Below are 19,393 nucleotides of genomic sequence, written 5' to 3'. Positions count from 1 at the left end.
CACCGCGACGGATGATTCATGCCCGGCGGCGGCATGGTATGCTCCGACCGCCGCCGAACCGCACGCATTCCAGCTGGAATCAGCGCATGTGCTCCGGCCAGGAGGCCAGATACGTCTCCGCGTTGCGCCGTGTTTCGGCGATGTTGTCGCCACCGAACTTCTCCAGCACGTACCGTGCGAGGGTCAGCCTCACCATCGCCTCGGCCACAACCGCGGCGGCCGGAACGGCGGTGGAGTCGGAACGCTGGTTGATGGCCTGCGCCGGCTCGCCGGTCAGCACGTCAACGGTGCGCAACGCCTTGGGGATGGACGGGATCGGCTTCATCGCCGCGCGTACGCGGATCGGCTGTCCGTTGGACATGCCGCCTTCGATGCCGCCGGCGCGGTTGCTCAGCCGCATGATGCGCCCGTCGTCACCGACCGCGATCTCGTCGTGCGCCTGGGAACCGGGACGCATGGCCTCCAGGAACCCGTCGCCGATCTCCACGCCCTTGATGGCCTGGATGCCCATCAACGCCGAAGCCAACGCCGCGTCGAGACGGCGGTCGGATTCCACGTAGGTGCCCAGTCCCGCCGGCACGCCGTAGGCGACGACCTCGACCACGCCGCCCAACGTGTCGGCGTTCGCCTTCGCCTCATCGATGCGGGCGATCATCCGTGCCTCCGCGTCCTTGTCCAGCGTGCGGACCGGGGAGGCGTCCAGCGCCGCCACATCATCCGGGGTGGGCAGCGGCGAGGCGGCGCCTTCTGCAACGCCGGCGCCGCCGATGGAGATCACATGGGAGACGGTACGGATGCCCAGCACCTGTTCCAGGAATCGTGCCGCCACGGCACCCAACGCCACACGGGACGCGGTTTCGCGCGCGCTGGAGCGTTCCAGCACCGGCCGGGCGTCGTCGAACCCGTACTTGCGCATGCCCGTCAGGTCGGCGTGGCCGGGGCGCGGACGGCTAAGCGGCGCGTTGCGGCCTTCGCGCGGCAGCTCATGGTCCAGCGGATCGGCGCTCATGACCTCGGTCCACTTCGGCCATTCGGTGTTGCCGATCTCGATGGCGATCGGCGAACCCAGCGTCAGGCCGTGCCGCACGCCGGTGAGCAGCCGCACCCGGTCCTGTTCGAACGACATGCGCGCGCCGCGCCCATATCCGAGCCTGCGACGGGCCAGCGCGTCGACGATGTCCCCCGAGGTCACCTGCACGCCGGCGGGCAGCCCTTCGATCATGGCCACCAACGATTCGCCGTGTGATTCCCCTGCCGTCTGCCAACGCAACATGCCTGTGCTCCTTCGTAAGTGGTGTTCCTTGCGACTTCGGTCTATCCTACCGGCATGGGCTACCTTGTTGCGCTGCCGAGTCTTCTATGTGGACTGGCCGTGAGTGTTGAGGATATCCGATGCCGCCGAGTGCCGCGGCGTTGGATCGCCGTGGGCTGCCTGCTGCAACTGGCGGCGACGCTGGTATACGCCCTGGTCGCCAATGATCTGTTTGCGGTGATGCAGTCCGCGCTGTTCGCCGTGCTGTGCGCCTTGGTGCAGTGCGGTCTCGCGCTGATCAAACCGGGTGCGTTGGGCTTCGGTGATGTGACGATGACCCTGATGATGGGGTTGGCCGTGGGGATGACCGGTTTGACCGGTGTGGTCTGTTGGTGGCTGGCGATGGGGGTGCTGGGACTGGTGTGGATCGTCCTCTGGCGCCGATTCGATGGGCAGCGGGATTCGCCGTATGCCGGCAAGGCGCCGTTCGCCCCGGTCATTCTGCTGGCCGCCGTTCTGGTGCTGCCGTTGGGATTGTAGCGAATATACGCGTGGAGCCGCGGTTGTCGCCGCGGCCACGCATGTGTCCTGTCGGATGATTCGAATCAGTTCGCTCCGGGGTTGTTGGTCTTGTACTCGTCGCGGATCTTCCAGAATTCGTCCTCGGTGCTGGCGAACTTGGTCTCGCCGGTCTGCAGATCGGTGGTCACGAAGTACAGCCAGTCGCCTTCCTCCGGGTTCAGCGCCGCCTGGATGGCATTGTCGCCGGGGTTGCTGATCGGGGTGGGCGGCAGACCCAGGTTGATGCGCGTGTTGTACGGGTTGGACGCGTCGGCCAGCATGGCATCGGTCAGTTCGGCCGCCGTGATGCCCAGACCGTAGGCGACGGTCGTGTCCATGCCCAGCGGCATGCCGACATCGATGCGGTTGAGGATCACGCGCGTAACCTTGCCGTAGTATTCCTGCGAGTTGACCTCGGCCTCCGCGATCGAGGCCATGATCATGATCTTCTCGCGCTCCTCGCCGGTCGGGACTCCCATCTCATCCAGCTTGGCGACGCGGGCGTTGACCATCTCGGTAAGGATGTCAGCGGCCGAGGTCTTGCCGGCGGGATTGTACGAGCCCGGCTCCAGCCATCCCTCGAAGCTGCCGTTCGCTTCGGCGGGCAGGATGCCGTCGCCGCCGCCGTCGACGACCGCCTGGAAATCGCTTTCGGGGATGCCCGTCATCTGCGCGGCCGCCGCGATCACGTCGGAGACACGCTCACCGGGCCGAACCTCCAGGAAGCCGCTCGCCTGCTGCTGGTCGGACAATACGGCCAGCACGTCCTCCGCCTTCATCTGGTATTGCAGGGAGAAGGTGCCCGGATACAGGGTGGACGACCCGGCGATGCTGGTCAGAGCCTCCGGGGATTTGATGATGTCCTGGTCGGTCAGGTTCTGCGCGACGGTATACCAGTCGCTGCCGCTGTCCACCGTGAACTGCACGCTGCCGTTGCCTGGACCGGGATAATCCTCGATGACCACCTGCTGCTGGCTGGCGAGCTCACGGTTGATGCGCCACTGCCGCAACGCACGGTATCCGAAGAACGCGCCCACGCCGATCAATGCCAATACGACGACGACCACCACGGCCGTGATGACATGCCGGCGCTTGCGGACCGAACGCTTGCGACGCATCTCCTTGCGGGAGCGCGGCGGAAGCGGGGGCATGTCGGTGAAGGAATCACCATCCATGTCGGTCCACTGCGTGTTCTCTTCAAAAAAACCATTGAAGCTGTCGGCCACTGTTCGCTCCTCTTTTATCTCTCTCTGCTGTCCAACGCGGTCTGCAATATCACTATCGCCGACTGTTGATCGACCATCGGCCGATGCCGTCTGCCGGTAACCTGGGCCTCATACAGTAGTCGGTGAGCACTGACCGTAGTCAGTCGTTCATCCACCAATGTTACCGTCGGAACGGCGGACAAAGCGAATTGTCCGTCATCAATCAATCCGGATATTCTCTTTTTGAGGTTATCCGCCCAGCGTTTCGCCTTCTTCGCGCTACGTCCCTCGGACCCGTCCAACTGCAGCGGCAGTCCGACGACCACATGGTCCACGCCTTCTTCCTCGATGAGCGTGATGACCGGGTCCAAGGCGAAGAACGAGTCCCCGTTGACCGCGATGTTCCCCGCCGGATGCGCCAGGGTCAGCTCCGGGTCGGACAATGCCAGTCCGACCCGGGCGTTCCCCAGATCAACGCCAAGCCACACCATAGGTGGACTCAGCCTTTCATCGCCTCGTGCGTCAGCGATTGCAACGCCTCGTCGATCTTGGTGGCGTCCGCGCCACCGCCCTGGGCGAAGTCGGGCTTGCCGCCACCACCGCCGCCGAGGATCTTGGAGGCGCCGCGCACCAGATCGCCCGCCTTGATGCCGCCCTTGCGCGCGGCCTCGTTGGTGGCCACGGCGACCATCGGCTTGTCGTCGGCGCTCACGCCGGCCAGCGCCACCACCACGGGGGCGTCCTCGCCGAGCTGTCCGCGGATGTCCAGCACGGTCTTGCGCAGCGCGTCGAACGAGCCGAAATGTCCCACGTTCCTGACGGCCACCTTGACCGGCGCGGCCGAAGCCTTGGCCTCCGCCACCAGTCCGGGCACCGTGGAGGCCAGCTGGCTCTCGTACATGGCGGCCAGACGACGGTCGGATTCCTTGAGCTTGGCCAGCAGCGTGTTCACGCGTTCGGCCAGCTCGTCCGGACGGGCGTTGAGCTTGTCGGACAGCTGGGAGACCAGCGCGTGCTCGCGGGCGTTGTACTCGTAGGCGCTCTGGCCGACCAGGGCGTCCACACGGCGCACGCCGGAACCGATCGACGCCTCGGACAGGATGCTGACCTGGCCGATCTTGCCGACGTGGTCCACATGGGTGCCGCCGCACAGCTCGCGGCTCCAGCCGTCCTCGCCGATCGAGACGACGCGCACGATGTCGCCGTACTTCTCGCCGAACAGGTGCATGGCGCCGAGGGCGATGGCGTCGTCGAACTTCATCTCCTGCGTGGTGACGGCCAGGTTGTCGCGCAGCTTGTCGTTGACGCGGGCCTCGACGGCGCTCATGATCGTCTTGGCCGGCGCCTTGGACCACTGGAAGTCGAAGCGCAGACGGTTCGGCGCGTCCTCGGAGCCACGCTGGGTGGCCTGCGGGCCGAGCTCCTCGCGCAGCGCCTTGTGCACCATGTGGGTGGCGGTGTGCGAGCGGGCGATCGCGCCGCGGCGGTCCAGATCGATCGTGGCGTTGACCTCGGTGCCCACGACCAGTGTGCCCTCGGTCAGGCGGCACTGGTGCACGATCAGGTCCTTGATCGGCTTCTGCACATCATCGACCTCAAGCACCGCGCCGTCGTCGGACAGGATCTCGCCCTGGTCGGCCAGCTGGCCGCCAGCCTCCGCGTAGAACGGCGTCCGGTCGAGGATCACCTCGATGGTGGCCGGGGCGGTGACCGCCGGCACGGAGCCCTTGCCCTCCTGCATGATGCCGAGGACCTTCGAACGGCTGGAGTAGTCGGTGTATCCGAGGAAGTCGATCGGCGCGGCCAGCGTCTTCTTGAAGTCGTCGTACACGGACAGGTCCACGTTGTGGCGCTTCTTCAGCGCATCGGCGCGGGCGCGGGACTTCTGCTCGGCCATCAGCTCGCGGAACTTCGCCTCATCGACCTTCACGCCCTGTTCGGCCGCCATCTCCAGTGTCAGCTCGATCGGGAAGCCGTACGTGTCATGCAGGGTGAAGGCGTCGGCGCCGGAGACGGTGTCCTTGCCGGCATTCCTGGCCTTGGCGACGGCCATGTCGAAGATCTCGGTGCCGGATTCCAGGGTGCGGCGGAAGGCGTCCTCCTCGCCGTACGCGGCCTCGGACACGTCATGGAAGGTCTGCTCCAGCTCGGGGTAGCTCGGCACCATCGCGTCCTTGGATACCGGGAACAGCGTCGGCAGCACCGGATCGGTCACGCCGAGCGTGCGCATCGCCTTGACGATGCGGCGCAGCAGGCGGCGCAGCACGTAGCCGCGGCCGTTGTTGGCCGGGCGCACGCCGTCGCTCATGATCATCAGCGCGGAACGCACGTGGTCGGCGACCACGCGGAACTTGACGTCCATCGCCTCGTCGTCGCCGTACAGGCGGCCGGACATGCGCTGCGCGGCCTCGATGACCGGGAACACCTCATCGGTCTCGTAGATGTTGTTCTTGCCCTGCAGCAGGTAGGCCATGCGTTCCAGGCCGGCGCCGGTGTCGATGTTCTTGTTCTCCAGCTCGCCCACGATGTGCAGGTCGGTCTTGGACTTGACGTTGTCGACCTCGTAGTTCTCGAACACGAGGTCCCAGATCTCGATGTACCGGTTCTCGTCGGCGATCGGGCCGCCCTCGATGCCGAACTCGGGGCCACGGTCCACGTAGATCTCGGAGCACGGACCGCCGGGGCCGGGGCCGCCGGTGGTCCAGAAGTTGTCCTCCATGCCCATGATCTGGATGTGCTCGGGATCCACGCCCTCGTTGCGCCACATGGCGCGGGCCTCCTCGTCATCGGTGAACGTGGTCATCCACAGCTTCTCCGGGTCGAAGCCGTAGCCGCCCTGATCCTGGGGCTTGGTCAGCAGCTCGTAGGCGTAATGGATGGCCTCTTCCTTGAAGTAGTCGCCGAACGAGAAGTTGCCGAGCATCTGGAAGAACGTGCCGTGGCGGGTGGTCTTGCCCACCTCGTCGATGTCCAGCGTGCGCACGCACTTCTGGTTCGAGGCCATGCGCGGATGGGGGGCCGTCTGCTCGCCCATCAGGTACGGGATGAACGGCACCATGCCGGCGATGGTGAACAGGGTGGTCGGGTTCGGCGAGATCAGGGACGCCGAAGGCACGACGAGATGGTCGTGCTGCTCGAAGTAGGTCAGAAAACGCTTCGCGATTTCAGCAGTGCGCATGGATGGTTGTGCTCCTTGGTTGTGCTCCGGGCATGATGCCGCCCGCTGGCATGATGGATGGTGTGGATTGGCGTTTGACGACTCGCGCCGCACTCCCGGTCTTCTCCGGGAAGGTCAGCGTTGGCGGCCGATGTAGCGTTCGTTGAGTTCAGCCTCCCGGGCCCGACGTGTGGCGTTGAATTCGCTGACTAGACCCTCGAGCGTGCGCATCGGCACATGGTCCTGGTCGGGACCGAGCAGGAACTGGCGGGCCGCGTCGGGCGTATTGGCTTTCACATACGCCTGCGCCTTGCTGACGACCACGATGCCGATGCCCACGCCCACGGCGATCCAGAACAGACGTTTGAGCATCACTCCCCCTTGCCGGATGTCGTGGCGGACTGGGCGCCGCGCTTGGACAGGAACGACTGGGCGGTGGACTTCAACGCGTACACCGTGGAGGCGACCTTGATCACTGGCTTGCCCAGGAACGAGCCATACAGGTCGGTCAGTGCGCCGACGTTATTGGCCGTGGTGGAGGCGGCGGAGGAGATCTTGTTGACGTCCTCGAGGGACTTGTTGACCTGCTTGACCGTCGTCACGCTCTCATCCAGGGCGGGAATCGCGTGGTCCCCGGTCTGCTTGACGGTTTCAGCCAGCTGGTCGAACAACTTGCCGAGGCGAATCAGCGGATAGATCAGGAATCCGGCGAGAATGGCGAACGCTATCGCCGCAATCAGGCCGGCGATCTCTCCAACACCCATCATGAACCTCACATTTCCCGGTACGCGGCCTCATGCCGCGCACACGATACCTACACAAGGGTAGCCAACGCCCCAGACTCAGGCCATAGCCTGAAGACTCCGGGCGCAATCGAACCGAACCCGGAGACTGCCTACTGATTGTAGGAAACCACGCTCAACGCTTCGGCAAAAGGCTTTTCGGTATCGAAATCCAACACCGTCACGCTGCCGTTGGCCGGTCTCTCGCTCAGGTCGTAGCCCGAGGGAGCGAACCGGTGCATCAGGCTGAGCAGCGTGTTGCCATGTCCGATGACCAGCACGTCATCGCCATCCCGCAGATCGGCATTGCCCGCGATCAGCGTGTAGGCGCCTTCCACACGAGTCCAGTATTCGGCGTCCGATTCGGCGTCGTGGAACGGATCCGCCTCCTTGAGGAAATCGCGGGTGGCTCCGAGCCCGTACCGTTCGACAATCGCGTTGTAGGTCGGCGTGCCGTGCGGGGCACCGGCCGCATACCACGCCATCGCCATGTCCAGTCCTTCGAAGTAGCCGTAATACTGTTCACGGAAGTGCATGTCCGAAACGAGCGCCGGGCGCCTGTGCCCCGCCGCCTCGTTGATGTCGAGGATCGTCTGCGCCGTCAGCTGCGCCCGCGTGGTGTCGGAACAGTAAGCCGCAGCGAAATCGATGTCCTTGAGCTTGCCTCCCGCCGTGGCGGCATCGGCCAGGCCCGATTCGGTCAGCGTGGCGTTCGACCATCCCTGCAGCCTGTTGTATCGGTTGAAAAACGTCTGTCCGTGGCGGACCATATGCAGATGCACTCTCATGACCTCCATTATCCGTGCCGATTGGACGCATGGCGCGACGTCATGGAGGGTGCCGCCAGCATGCCCGTAGCACGCCGGAGCGGCGGCTCACCGACCGCGAGGTGCGCACCTACGTGGTGCCGCCATGCCCATGACACGCCGGAACGGTGGCAAACCTATGGCCGAAGTTTGCCGTGATCCGCACTATATGGCCATTCCCGGCAAACTTCGGGGGGTGGTTTGCCACCATCACGGCGTGTCGTTCGCCGGCCTACCATGGTTTACTGGCTGATATGGGACGTTTTATTTCTCGTTGGCTGGTTATGACCATCGCGGCCGGTGTCATGGTCGCTCTTCTGCCGGGGATGACCGCGCTCGGCGAGCCGCCGGTGCTCGGCATCGCCGCGTTCGCCCTGTTCATGGCGTTGATCAACGCCTCGATCAAGCCCGTCGTGCAGTTGCTGGCGCTACCGTTCTCGATTCTGACGCTCGGCATCGTCGCGCTCATCATCAACTGGCTGTTCATGGAGCTCGCCTCTTGGCTGGCGATGTCGATCTTCGGCGTCGGTGTCATCATCGACGGATTCTGGTGGTCCGTGCTCGGCTCGCTGATCCTGTCGATCGTGTCGGCCATCGTCGGCAGCGTGATCGGAGACTAGTCCGACATGCCCGGCCTATGCGGACTCTGACACTTCACAACCGTGACACAGGTCCCCGAATCGTTGGGATTTCAACGTTTTATGAACTTATGTCACGGTCACGATGCATCAGAGTCCGACAGAGTCGCCACACACGAAGAGGGCGCCGCAACGCAAAGGCCCACTGCAACGCCGCAACGCAAAGGCCCCGCAGGGATTCCTGCGGGGCCTTTGCGGTATGTCCTTGTTGGTATGGGATCCAGATCAGCGCGAATAGAATTCGACGACGTACTGGATGTTGACCTGCACCGGAATTTCCTCGGCTTCCGGCTTGCGGGTCAGGGTCGCCTTGAGCGACGGGAGGTTCACATCGAGATAGCCCGGAACCGCCGGCAGCACGTCGCGATGCACGCCTTCGGCGGCGATCTGGAACGGCACCATGGTCTGGCTCTTGGCCTTCACCTGAATGGTCTGGCCCGGCTTGACGCGGTAGGACGGGCGGTCGACGATGTTGCCGTCGACCAGGATGTGACGGTGCACCACGAACTGACGGGCCTGGGCGGTCGTGCGGGCGAAGCCGGCACGCAGCACCAGGGCGTCGAGGCGGGTCTCCAGATCGGAGAGCATCGCGTTACCGGTCTGGCCGGCGGTACGGGTGCCCTTCTCGTAAGCGGCGCGGAGCTGCTTCTCGGAGATGCCGTACTGGGCGCGCAGACGCTGCTTCTCGCGCAGACGCACCGCGTAATCGGACTCGGTGCGACGGCGGGTGCGGCCATGCTCACCCGGGGCATACGGACGCTTTTCGAAGATGCGCTGAGCCTTGGGGGTCAGTGCGATGCCGAGGGCGCGGGAAAGACGCACCTGACGGCGGGAACGCTGAACGTTCGTCATTGAGATATTCCTTCTGTCGTTGTTTGAACGGAACACAGGGCGGCGAACCGCCTTGTGCTGAGCCGGCCTCTCCAACGCTTCCTCGTGCCGAGGCACGAACGGCCGCGAAACGGGATTCCGACGGCCGCCGACCCGTTGATGGGCTAAGGCTCCAGACGGTGTCAGCCGGCAGGCAGACACCAATCGTCCAGTATACGCGCAGGGGGTGGACCACTGCGGGACGCGGTCCGGGCGCTCCCCGCTGAGGAAGACGCCCGGGTGAGGACTAGAGCTTTTCGATGGGGGCGACCGCGAGCATCAGCCGCTTGACGCCGTCCGACCCGAAGTCGACGGTGATCACCGACTTGGGGCCCTTGTCCTGCAGGTCGACGACCGTGCCCAGACCGAATTTGTCGTGCGTGATCTTGTCGCCGATCTGGAAATCCGCGATCGACAGCCCGTTGCCTGCCGTGGACACCCCCGGGTTCTGCTTCGGCTTGCTTCCCGCCGACGGCGCGATGCGGCGGGTCGTCACCTTCCCGCTGCGGCCGGATCCGGAGGAACCCGATCCGTAGGACGACGAACGTGAGCCGGAGGAACCATACGATTTCGACGAGCGCGAGCCATACGACGAGCCTGAGGAGCCGTACGAGCGTCCGGAACCGCCATAGGTGGACCGAGAGCCGTACGAGGAACCATACGACCTGCCTGATCCGTACCCGGACCGCGCCGCGGAGGACGAACCGAACCCATAGGAGGAGCCCGTTCCACGGGCCGACCCGTAGGTAGAGCCGAACGTCGACCCCGCTCCCCCGTAGCTGACGCCGCCGAAGTCGTCGTCATCCCATCCGCCGAATTCGTCGTCGCCGAAACCGCCGTTGCCCCAGCCGCCGCGCATGCGCTCCATGCCCGCCTCGCGACGTTTCCAATCGATGAGTTCGTCGGGAATCTCGTCGAGGAACTGGCTGGGCATCATCTCGGCGGCCTGCCCCCATTGGGCGCGTACGGCGGCACGGGTCACATACAGCCGACGCTGGGCGCGGGTGATGCCCACGTAGGCCAGACGACGTTCCTCCGCCAGTTCGCTGGTGTCCTCCATCGAGCGCGAGTGCGGGAACGTGCCCTGTTCGAGGCCCGTCAAGAAGACGACCGGATATTCGAGACCCTTGGCGGTGTGCAGCGTCATCAGCGTGATCGAACCGCTGTCCTCGCCCTGCATCGGCAGCTGGTCGGAATCCGCCACCAGCGCCGTGGTCTCGAGGAACCCCGCCAATGAGGGGTCCGGGGTCTTCTGCTCGTATTCGGCGGCCACGGATTGCAGCTGGGACAGGTTCTCGACGCGGGAGGCATCCTGCGGGTCATCGGAACGCTGCAGTTCCTCGAGCAGCCCCGACTTGGAGAGCACCTCCGCCACGATTTCGGAGGGCTTGCCGTCATGGGCGACGGCGAACTCGCGTAACGCCGTCATCAGGTCGCGGAACGCTCGCAGCTGTGTCGCGGTGCGTGTGGGCGCGCCCAGCTCGTCGACGTGGAGCACGCCGTCGAAGAACGTGGCGGCGTGCGTGTCGGCGTACATCGTGACCAATGATTCGGCTCGTGCCCCCAGCCCTCGCTTGGGCACGTTGAGGATGCGCCGCATGTTCACGTCGTCCGCGGGGTTGACGATCGCCTGCAAATAGGCGATGGCCTCCTTGACCTCACGACGTTCGTAGAAGCGCGTGCCGCCGATCAGCTGATACGGCAGACCCGCCTTGATCAGCGCCTCCTCCAGCGAGCGCGACTGTGCGTTCGCCCGGTACATGATGGCCACATCGGAGTAGGCGACACCGGCTTCGACGTGCAGGCGCGCGATTTCGGAGGCGATCCACGCCGCCTCCTGCTGCGCGTTGTCGGCCGCGTAGCCGACGATGGGCTCCCCCTTGCCCAGCGCGGTCCACAGCTTCTTCGGCTTGCGTCCCTCGTTGTGGGCGATGACGGCGTTGGCTGCGTCCAGGATGGTCTGCGTCGAACGGTAGTTCTGTTCGAGCATGATCGTCTTGGCGTTCGGGAAGTCCTGTTCGAAATCCTGGATGTTGCGGATGTCCGCGCCACGGAACGCGTAGATGGACTGGTCGGAATCGCCGACGACCGTGATCCATGCGGGCCCCTGCCGTCCGGCGGCCACTGCGCCCGGCTGCGTCGGCTCGTTGGCGTCGACGCCGGCGAGCTCGCGCACCAGCACATACTGGGCGTGGTTGGTGTCCTGATACTCGTCGACGAGGATGTAGCGGAACTTGTGCCGATAGTATTCGGCGACATCCGGGCAGGTGCGCAGCAGCTCCACGGTGCGGGCGATCAGGTCGTCGAAGTCCACGGCGTTCGCCATGGCCAGGCGGTGCTGGTATTCGGCATAGACCACCGCGTACAGTTCCTCGACGTTGCCGAACCGGCCGAGCTGATAGCCCTTCTGCCCCGGCTTGTAGTCGGCCGCGTAGGCGTTCAGCTGCTCCCGCCAACCCTGCAGGTTGTTCTTGTAGTCGGAGATGCGTGACAGGATCGCGCGCGGGGTGTACCGCTTCAGATCGATGTTCAGGTCCGTGCCGATGAGTTTGACCAGACGCTCGCAATCGGCGGTGTCGTAGATGGAGAACCCGGATTTCAGTCCGATCCGCTCGCCGTCGCGGCGCAGGATGCGCACGCATGCCGAGTGGAAGGTGGATACCCACATGCGCTGGGCCACCGGACCGATCAGTCCGCCCAGACGTTCACGCATCTCGGCCGCGGCCTTGTTGGTGAAGGTGATGGCCAGGATCTGGCTGGGCCAGGCGCCGAATTGCGTCAGGATCCAGGCGATGCGGCGGGTCAGCACACGGGTCTTGCCCGATCCCGCGCCGGCGCCGATCAGCAGGGCCTGTCCGCGGTACTGCACGGCTTCGGCCTGCTGGGGGTTCAGATCGCCGATGAGATCGTCGGCGGCACGCACGATGAGGTCCGGATCCTGTTGCACGTTGCTCCCTTTCATCCTGTCGTCGAATGGCTTGGCTGCCGATAGGTCACGTATCGGCGCATTCATGTCTATCACACCGTTCGGTCAGAGCACGTCGCAGAGCCGACCGCCGTCAGGATGCGGTCGCCTCCATCGCCATCCAGTCGGCGATGGTGTTCTTGACGACGTCGGCGTAGAGCGCCATGCCGTCCGTTGTGGGATGGATGCCGTCGCTGGTCAGCATCTCGGTGTGCGCGCCGATGGCCGTCGACCAGTCGGCGATGACCGCCGAATCCGGATGCGCACGCACGTAATCGCCCGCACCCTGATTGGCTACGGGAATCCAGCTGCGGTCGCCGTATCCGGTCATGATGACCAGCACATGCCCCTCGCCTGCGGCGGCGGCGATCTGTTCGAAGGAGTCCTGGGTGGCGGCGGCGTTCGTATTGGCGGAAATCACCACGAACCGGCGCAGCTGCCCCTGGGCCTTCAGCTGGCTGACGATTTGCGGCACATCCTGGATGAACCGGGAGGTCTTGGCATCCACGACCACGCCCGGCAGGGCCTGCTGCAATGCCGGAGTCGAGCCGACCGTCACCGAATCGCCGACCACGGTGATGTCATGCCCGTCCATTGTCTGCAGAATCTCCGCCTTGGCCTGCTCCCGGGCTTTGGCCAGTTCCTCGGCCCGACGCCGGGCCTCCTCAGCTGCCTTGGCGTCGATTTCGCGCTGCTGCGCTTCCGCGTCCAGCGCGGCCTGGTTCTGCTCCAGCATCGCCTGCACGCTGGATTTCGCGGGCGCGACGCTGATCGCCTGGGCCAACCCCAGGTACAGTGCGATGACGACCACCGCGGCGACGCCGATCCGGAACCATGCCACCGACCGGCAGCCCGTACCGTCGCGTCCGGCGCTCCCCCGGCCAGCCTTGGACCAACGCAGCAGCGGACGCTCCACGCACACCCATGACACGGCCGTCATCGCCGCGCTCGCCACGAGCGTCAGCGTCCAGATCAGCCAGATGCCGTCGCCGCGCCAGCCCGGCAGCAGGCATTGCATCAGCAGATACAACGGCCAGTGCCACAGATACAGCCCATATGAATACCTGCCCAACAGGACCAGCGGACGCCAGCACAGCAGTCCATGCATCCACGAGCTGCGGGGCATGGTTCCGACGATCACCAGCATGGTCAGCAGCGCCACGATGGCCAAACCGCCACGGAACGCCGCGCCATCCTGTTCGATGCGCGTGGCGATCACCCCCATGGCGATCAACGCCGCAGTGGCGATCCACGGCATGACATGGCCGGCGATCGCAAGCGCGAACCGCGGCATGCCTTCATGCCCGGCGGCCAGCCAGGCCAGGAATACGCCGAACAGGATGCCGAAGCAGTGCGTGCCCGTGTTGAAGTACACCATGGTCGGGTCGGCGCCCGGCGTATACAGCACGCCCATCAGCACCACGGATATGACGGCGAGCGCCAGCGGCACCAATGGCCGCAGTCTCTCGCCGACCAGACGTTCGGTCAGCGCGACCAGAACCGGTAGGACGACGATGACCTGCGCCATCAACGCCACGAACCACAGATGCCGCAGCAGCTGCGGGGACGTGGATGCGAAGTAGCTGCCTCCGGTGGCGATCTCATACCAGTTTGTGGAGAAGGTCAGCGCGGCCATGCTGCGCCCCGCGATGCCCACCAGCGTGTCGCGGTCGATGATCATACCCAGGCATGCGACCGCCGGAACCATCACGACCAGCGCGGGCCACAGCCGCAGCAGACGACGCACATAGAACCGGCCGACCCTGATGGCGCCCCGCTCCCGATACTCGTTGAGCAGACTCGTGGCGAGCAGGAAACCGGATACCGTATAGAACACCTCGACGCCGATGAAGCCGCCGGGCAGCGTCCTCTGCGACAGGTGGTACCAAATGACGCCGATCAAGGCCAGTCCCTTGATACCGTCCATACCCGAATACCGCATGGTTCTTCGCACGATGCCTTCCTCTCTTTCCGGCAGTGCACAGCCTACCATGACGGCTAACGGCGGCACGGGAAAACACCGTCGGCTCCCGTCAGCGGACGGACGTAAGCTGGGGACTCATACGCGCGTCAGCACGTTTCCCATCCATCAGCAGAGCAAAGGGACGATCCATGAAGGAACTTGAGGAACGTATCCGCAAAGAAGGCACCGTCAAGCAGGGCAATGTGCTCAAGGTCGACGCCTTTCTGAACCATCAGTGCGACGTGGCGTTGTACGACGCCATGGGCAGGGCCTGGGCCGAGCATTTCGCCGGGCGCCAGATCACCAAGATCCTCACCATCGAGGCCTCCGGCATCGGCATGGCCTGCGTGGCCGCCCGCCATTTCGGCGACGTGCCCGTGGTGTTCGCCAAGAAGGCGCAGTCGATCAACCTGGACGGCGACCAGTATGTGTCCACCGTGTATTCGTTCACCAAGCAGCGCGAGTTCCCCGTCATCGTGTCCAGGAAGTATCTGGGCCCCGAGGACCACGTCCTGCTCATCGACGATTTCCTCGCCAACGGCAAGGCGCTGCGCGGCCTGATCGATATCTGCGAGCATGCCGGCGCCGCCGTCGAGGGCATCGGCATCGCCGTCGAAAAGGGCTTCCAGGGCGGCGGCGACAAGCTGCGCGAGGAGGGTTACGACGTGGACTCGCTGGCGATCGTGGAATCGATGGATCCGCAGACCGGTTCGATCGAATTCCGTCACTGATCGTAGACACGGTCGTGCGACGTCGATCGCCCGTCCGATGAAGAGATAACACGCGGCACGGCGTGCGGAAGGAACACCGAATGAGTGAGAAGAAGAGCGGTAAGGCTTCGGGTATTTCGTTCGAGGCGCTCAGCAGTCTGGATGCGCCGGTATCGTTCTGGCGCGGAATACCGTTTGGATTGCAGCATGTCATGGCCATGTTCGTGGCCAATCTGGCGCCGATTTTCATCGTCGCTTCCGCCGCGAACATGACGCCGGAGCAGTCGGCCACCGTCATTCAGGCCGGTCTGCTGACCGCAGGTCTGGGCACATGCCTGCAATTGTACGGCGCATGGATGATCGGCTCCCGTCTGCCGATGGTGACGGGCATCTCGTTCACCTATGTGGCGGCCGCCGTGGCGATCTGCGCGGACAAGGGATACGGCGCCGTGGTCGGTGCTGTGCTGGTCGGCGGCCTGCTGGAGCTGGTCCTGGGTCTGACCGCCAAATATTGGCGTCGGTTCGTCCCACCGATCGTCTCGGCCATTGTGGTCACATCGATCGGTTTCTCGCTGCTGACCGTGGGCGCCGAAAGTTTCGGCGGTGGCTCCGGTGCCGAGGATTTCGGCAGCTGGCAGAACCTGACGCTGGGCCTGATCTCGCTGGTCGCCTGTCTGGCGTTCCAGCTGCTGATGAAGGGCACGGCCAAGCAGCTTTCGGTACTGTTCGGCCTGGTGGTCGGCTATGTGGTCGCCATCATCATGGGCAAGGTAGATTTCTCCGGTTTCGCCGATCTTCAGATCGTGTCCGTGCCGCGGATCATGCCGTTCAAGCCCGAGTTCGACCCGGGTGCGATCATCTCGCTGGGCCTGCTGTACGTGGTCTCCTCCGTGGAGGTGCTGGGAGACACGGCCGCGCTGACGAAGGTGGGTCTGAACCGTCTGCCCACCGAACGCGAGACGGCGGGCGCGATCGCCGGCGACGGCCTGATCTCCTCGGTCTCCGGCCTGTTCGGATGCCTGCCGCTGACCAGCTTCGCCCAGAACATCGGCCTGGTGGCCATGACCAAGGTGGTCAACCGCAAGGTGATCCTCTCCGGCGGTCTGATCCTGATCCTGGCCAGCTTCGTGCCGGCCATCGCCGAGGTGTTCAACTCGATGCCGCAGGCGGTGCTCGGCGGCTGCACGATCATGATGTTCGGCAACATCATCCTCTCCGGATTCCAGATGATCGCCGAGGCGGGCTTCACCCAGCGCAACATCACCATCGCGGCGCTGAGCCTGACGATCGGCATCGGATTCACGCAGGTGAGCGACATCTTCGTGCACTTCCCCGCCCTGTTCCAGCAGATCTTCGCCTCGAACTGCATTGCGGTGGCCTTCGTCGTCGCGCTGATCCTCAGCCTGGTCCTGCCGAGCGAGGAGCATTTCCTGAGCGTTCCGACGGCGAAGAACGACGCCGCGGTCTGAGCATCTCCGGTATATGCATCGGCAGCGGAGGGCTTAGGGTGCCTGTCCGCCGCCAATGCATATACCGACGACTTGCCTGCGCTACAATGACTTTCATCGTCCCATTTCGTCAAAGGAGATTTGGATGTACATCGTGCGTATGCGTCTGGTCTGATCCGCCGCGGACCCGTGCTCCGTGGCGTGGCATCGGCATCACGATTCCGTACCAGACCATAGGAGTTTGTTATGAATACCCCCAAACCTGTTCCGTCGCGCCCATATGCCTGGGTTTCGACCATCGCCATCGTGTGGGGTGGCGAGCTTTTCTCCGTATTGACCAGTTCCATCGTGCAGATGGGGCTGATCTGGCATATTGCGGCGCAGGGCGGTTCCGCCGGCACGATCACGCTCGCCTCCATGGCGGGGTTCCTGCCACTGGCGCTTATCGGCCCGTTCGCCGGTGTCATTGTGGACCGGCATCCGATTACGGCCACCCTTATCGGTTCGGACCTGTTCATCGCCGCCATCAGTCTTGTCGTGGCCATGGCGGCCCTGCTCGGACACGCACCGGTGTGGCTGATCATGGCATCGCTGTTCCTGCGGGCGATTGGCTCGTCCCTGCATACGCCGGCGTTCAACGCGCTCACCCCGATGGTGGCCCCGGCGGAGCAGCTAGGTCGGCTGTCCGGCATCGCCCAATGCGTGCAATCGCTCGGCTACATCGCCGGTTACGCGATGGCCGCCGTCCTGTATCCGATATTCGGGTTAGGAGTCATGGCCCTGATCGATGTGGTCGGCGCACTTGTGGCCTCCCTGGCCGTATGGATGACGCGCCTGACCACGTACGTCCGTCCGGTCTCCACTACCGCGACGGACTCCGAGGGCTTGTCCGTGGCGGTCGGACGCATGCTCTCGGAGACCCGGGATGGCTTCCGTGTACTCCGGGCGGACAGCGGTCTGTTCGCTCTGCTGATCTGCGGATTCGCGTTCTCATTGGTCATTTCGCCGGTGAGCGCCCTGTTCCCCGTCATGTGTCTGGACCATTTCAACAGCGGCACCTCCGGAGCCGCGACCGCCGAGGTCGCATTCTCCGCCGGCATGCTGGTGAGCAGTCTTGTCATCGGCGCCACCGGCGGATTCCGACGCCGGGTTGTGAGCGTGGAGTTGGCCACGGTCACATACGGCGTGGCCACGTTGATCGCGGGCTCGGCCGCCCCCTCCATGTTCCCGGCGTTCCTGGCCTCGGCCGTGGTCATGGGATTTAGCTCGCCGCTGTACTCCGCGCCGCAGATCGCACTCATCCAGGAACGCATCGCCCCCGAGTATCTCGGGCGCGTGTTCGGCCTGTACGGCAGTCTGATGGCGTGGGCTCTACCGCTCGGTACCGCCATATCCTCGCTGTTCGTCGATTCGGTCGGCGCGACGGTCTGGTTCATGGGATCCGGCGTCGCCATACTCGCCCTAGCCGTAACGATGGTACTGATCCCGTCCATCCGCGCCATCGACGACGACCGGCACGCCTGACATCGCTGATTCCGGGGTCATCGGCACGCTCCGCGGCCGATGGCCTCGGCCCGTCGGGTCAGCGCATGGTCGACGACAGCGAAGTCGCGGTCATTTGGAGACCATCCGCCGTCTTCAGCCCCCACAGCATACGCAGCTGGATCGGCACCGTGATCGCGAACGTCAGCAGGTCGGAGATCGGCTGGGCCATCTGGATGCCCAGCAGCGCCGGCAGGCCGAACGCCGGCAGGATCGCCGGCAGCAGCCAGACCAGCGGCACCAGGAACAGCCCCTGACGGGCCACACCCAGGATCGAGGCCGCCAACGTCCTGCCCATGGTCTGCTGGCTCATATTCGACATCATGTTGAACCCGTTCATCCACAGCGTGCAGCACTGCAGCCGCAACGCCACCTCGCCGATCCGGATCACGTCGGGGTCGGCCCGGAACAGGCCGACCAATTCGGGGGCGAACAGCGCGAACACCACGGTCGCGCAGACCAGGATCGCCGTCTCCACGCGCACACCGAACCAGAATCCGCGGCGGACGCGGGCGAACAGACCGGCGCCGTAGTTATAGCCGCACACCGGCTGGAACCCTTGTCCGAAACCGACGATCATCGAGTTGGCGGTCAACGCAATGCGGTTGACGATCGCCATGGCCGCGATCGCCGCATCGCCGAACGGGTTCGCGGCCAGATTCACGCAGGTCACGGCCACCGACCCCACGCCGTTGCGCAGCAGCGACGGCAGTCCCCCGCCGATCATCTCCCGGATGAGCAGCATGTCCGGCTGGAACCATCGCGGGGACAGCCGGACCACGCCCACCTTGACGCACATCACGGTCAGGATCGTGAAGCTGATGGTCTGGCAGATCGCGGTGGCCAAGCCCGCGCCGAAGATGCCCAGACCGGCGCCGAAGATCAGCGCCGGGGCCAGAGCGATGTTCAGGATCGCCCCGGTGACCAGACCGATCATCGAATAGGCGGACAACCCCTGGAAGCGCAGCAGGCCGTTCATCGTGAACGAGCCGGTGACGCAGGGCGTGGCGACCAGCAGCGGCGTCAGGTACTGCACCGCATAGGGGGCGATGGTGTCGGTGGCGCCCAGTCCGTGCACCAGCGGCTGCAGGACCAGCAGCCCCAGCACACCCAGCAGTACGCCGAAGCCCACCGATCCGAAGAAGGCGACCGACAGCAGTCTTGAGGCGCGCTCCTCGTTGCGTTTGCCGAGCTCTCGCGACAGCGAGTTGCCGCCGCCCTGGCCGAAGAAGAAGCCGATGGCCTGCATGATGGTCATCACCGAGAAGGCCACGCCCACGGCGCCGGACTGCGAGGTGCCGAGCCGGCCGATGAACCAGGTGTCGGCCATGTTGTAGGTCACGGTGACGAGATTCGAGACGATGGCCGGCACGGCCAGACGCAGAATCAGCGGTTCCAGCGGGGATCGGGTCATTTGGACGTACTTCGCGTCCGCCTTGGCATGGACGTCCGATGCTGCCGCAGCCGTTCCGTGTCCTCTACTCACGCCCGCAT

General features: G+C 64.9%; 16 protein-coding genes. 5 read left to right on the top strand and 11 right to left on the bottom strand.

Annotated elements, in window-relative coordinates; translation table 11 throughout:
* Positions 1–79: 79 nt before the first annotated feature.
* Entirely contained in the window at positions 80–1,273 is a 1,194-nt protein-coding gene (gene aroC, locus OU11_RS03680; RefSeq protein WP_033514571.1) for a chorismate synthase, read from the bottom strand.
* A 54-nt stretch (positions 1,274–1,327) separates the two neighbouring features.
* Here aroC and OU11_RS03675 point away from each other — a divergent pair, with 54 nt between their 5' ends.
* Complete coding sequence (locus tag OU11_RS03675; RefSeq protein ID WP_052122605.1) at positions 1,328–1,792, top strand: prepilin peptidase; 465 nt, start codon at positions 1,328–1,330, stop codon at positions 1,790–1,792.
* A 65-nt stretch (positions 1,793–1,857) separates the two neighbouring features.
* On the opposite strand, the gene mltG is transcribed toward OU11_RS03675, so the two are convergent.
* The 6 genes from mltG to OU11_RS03645 form a co-directional block, all read right to left on the bottom strand.
* Entirely contained in the window at positions 1,858–3,039 is a 1,182-nt protein-coding gene (mltG, locus tag OU11_RS03670) for an endolytic transglycosylase MltG (RefSeq protein ID WP_033514569.1), read from the bottom strand.
* 14 nt (positions 3,040–3,053) lie between these two features.
* On the bottom strand, positions 3,054–3,509 hold the full coding sequence (gene ruvX, locus OU11_RS03665) for a Holliday junction resolvase RuvX (RefSeq protein WP_033514568.1): 456 nt from the start codon (positions 3,507–3,509) through the stop codon (positions 3,054–3,056).
* Between the two features lie 8 nt (positions 3,510–3,517).
* Positions 3,518–6,196, bottom strand: a complete 2,679-nt coding sequence (gene alaS / locus OU11_RS03660; protein ID WP_033514567.1) for an alanine--tRNA ligase — start codon at positions 6,194–6,196, stop codon at positions 3,518–3,520.
* Positions 6,197–6,310: 114 nt separating this feature from the next.
* Complete coding sequence (locus OU11_RS03655) at positions 6,311–6,547, bottom strand: hypothetical protein (protein WP_033514566.1); 237 nt, start codon at positions 6,545–6,547, stop codon at positions 6,311–6,313.
* Positions 6,547–6,939, bottom strand: coding sequence for a DUF948 domain-containing protein (locus OU11_RS03650; protein WP_033514699.1), 393 nt, complete (start codon positions 6,937–6,939; stop codon positions 6,547–6,549). Before OU11_RS03650 ends, OU11_RS03655 begins: the two co-directional genes overlap by 1 nt.
* Positions 6,940–7,070: 131 nt before the next feature.
* Positions 7,071–7,745 (bottom strand): histidine phosphatase family protein, encoded by a 675-nt coding sequence (locus OU11_RS03645; RefSeq protein ID WP_033514565.1) that lies wholly within the window; start codon positions 7,743–7,745, stop codon positions 7,071–7,073.
* Positions 7,746–8,017: 272 nt separating this feature from the next.
* Between OU11_RS03645 and OU11_RS03640 the strand changes: the two genes are divergently transcribed.
* Positions 8,018–8,383 (top strand): phage holin family protein, encoded by a 366-nt coding sequence (locus OU11_RS03640; protein WP_033514564.1) that lies wholly within the window; start codon positions 8,018–8,020, stop codon positions 8,381–8,383.
* Positions 8,384–8,626: 243 nt separating this feature from the next.
* Here the strand turns inward: OU11_RS03640 and rpsD are convergent, their stop codons facing one another.
* From rpsD to OU11_RS03625, 3 genes are all read right to left on the bottom strand, one after another.
* Complete coding sequence (rpsD, locus tag OU11_RS03635) at positions 8,627–9,253, bottom strand: 30S ribosomal protein S4 (RefSeq protein WP_033514563.1); 627 nt, start codon at positions 9,251–9,253, stop codon at positions 8,627–8,629.
* A 265-nt stretch (positions 9,254–9,518) separates the two neighbouring features.
* The gene (locus tag OU11_RS03630) at positions 9,519–12,218 is read right to left on the bottom strand and encodes an ATP-dependent helicase (protein ID WP_152597058.1); all 2,700 of its coding nucleotides are present in this window, start codon (positions 12,216–12,218) and stop codon (positions 9,519–9,521) included.
* 112 nt (positions 12,219–12,330) lie between these two features.
* Entirely contained in the window at positions 12,331–14,190 is a 1,860-nt protein-coding gene (locus tag OU11_RS03625; RefSeq protein WP_223224136.1) for an acyltransferase family protein, read from the bottom strand.
* Between the two features lie 158 nt (positions 14,191–14,348).
* Between OU11_RS03625 and OU11_RS03620 the strand changes: the two genes are divergently transcribed.
* The 3 genes from OU11_RS03620 (at position 14,349) to OU11_RS03610 (ending at position 17,881) form a co-directional block, all read left to right on the top strand.
* Complete coding sequence (locus OU11_RS03620; RefSeq protein ID WP_033514560.1) at positions 14,349–14,930, top strand: xanthine phosphoribosyltransferase; 582 nt, start codon at positions 14,349–14,351, stop codon at positions 14,928–14,930.
* An 80-nt stretch (positions 14,931–15,010) separates the two neighbouring features.
* Complete coding sequence (locus tag OU11_RS03615) at positions 15,011–16,378, top strand: nucleobase:cation symporter-2 family protein (RefSeq protein WP_033514559.1); 1,368 nt, start codon at positions 15,011–15,013, stop codon at positions 16,376–16,378.
* 225 nt (positions 16,379–16,603) lie between these two features.
* Complete coding sequence (locus OU11_RS03610) at positions 16,604–17,881, top strand: MFS transporter (protein ID WP_052122604.1); 1,278 nt, start codon at positions 16,604–16,606, stop codon at positions 17,879–17,881.
* 58 nt (positions 17,882–17,939) lie between these two features.
* On the opposite strand, the gene OU11_RS03605 is transcribed toward OU11_RS03610, so the two are convergent.
* Positions 17,940–19,313 carry an MATE family efflux transporter gene (locus OU11_RS03605; RefSeq protein WP_052122603.1) on the bottom strand — a complete coding sequence of 458 codons (1,374 nt, stop codon included), beginning with the start codon at positions 19,311–19,313 and terminating at the stop codon, positions 17,940–17,942.
* Positions 19,314–19,393 lie beyond the last annotated feature (80 nt).

The sequence above is a fragment of the Bifidobacterium pullorum DSM 20433 genome (assembly GCF_000771405.1).
Taxonomy (GTDB): domain Bacteria; phylum Actinomycetota; class Actinomycetes; order Actinomycetales; family Bifidobacteriaceae; genus Bifidobacterium; species Bifidobacterium pullorum.
This window is presented reverse-complemented; position numbering and strand designations above follow the sequence as displayed.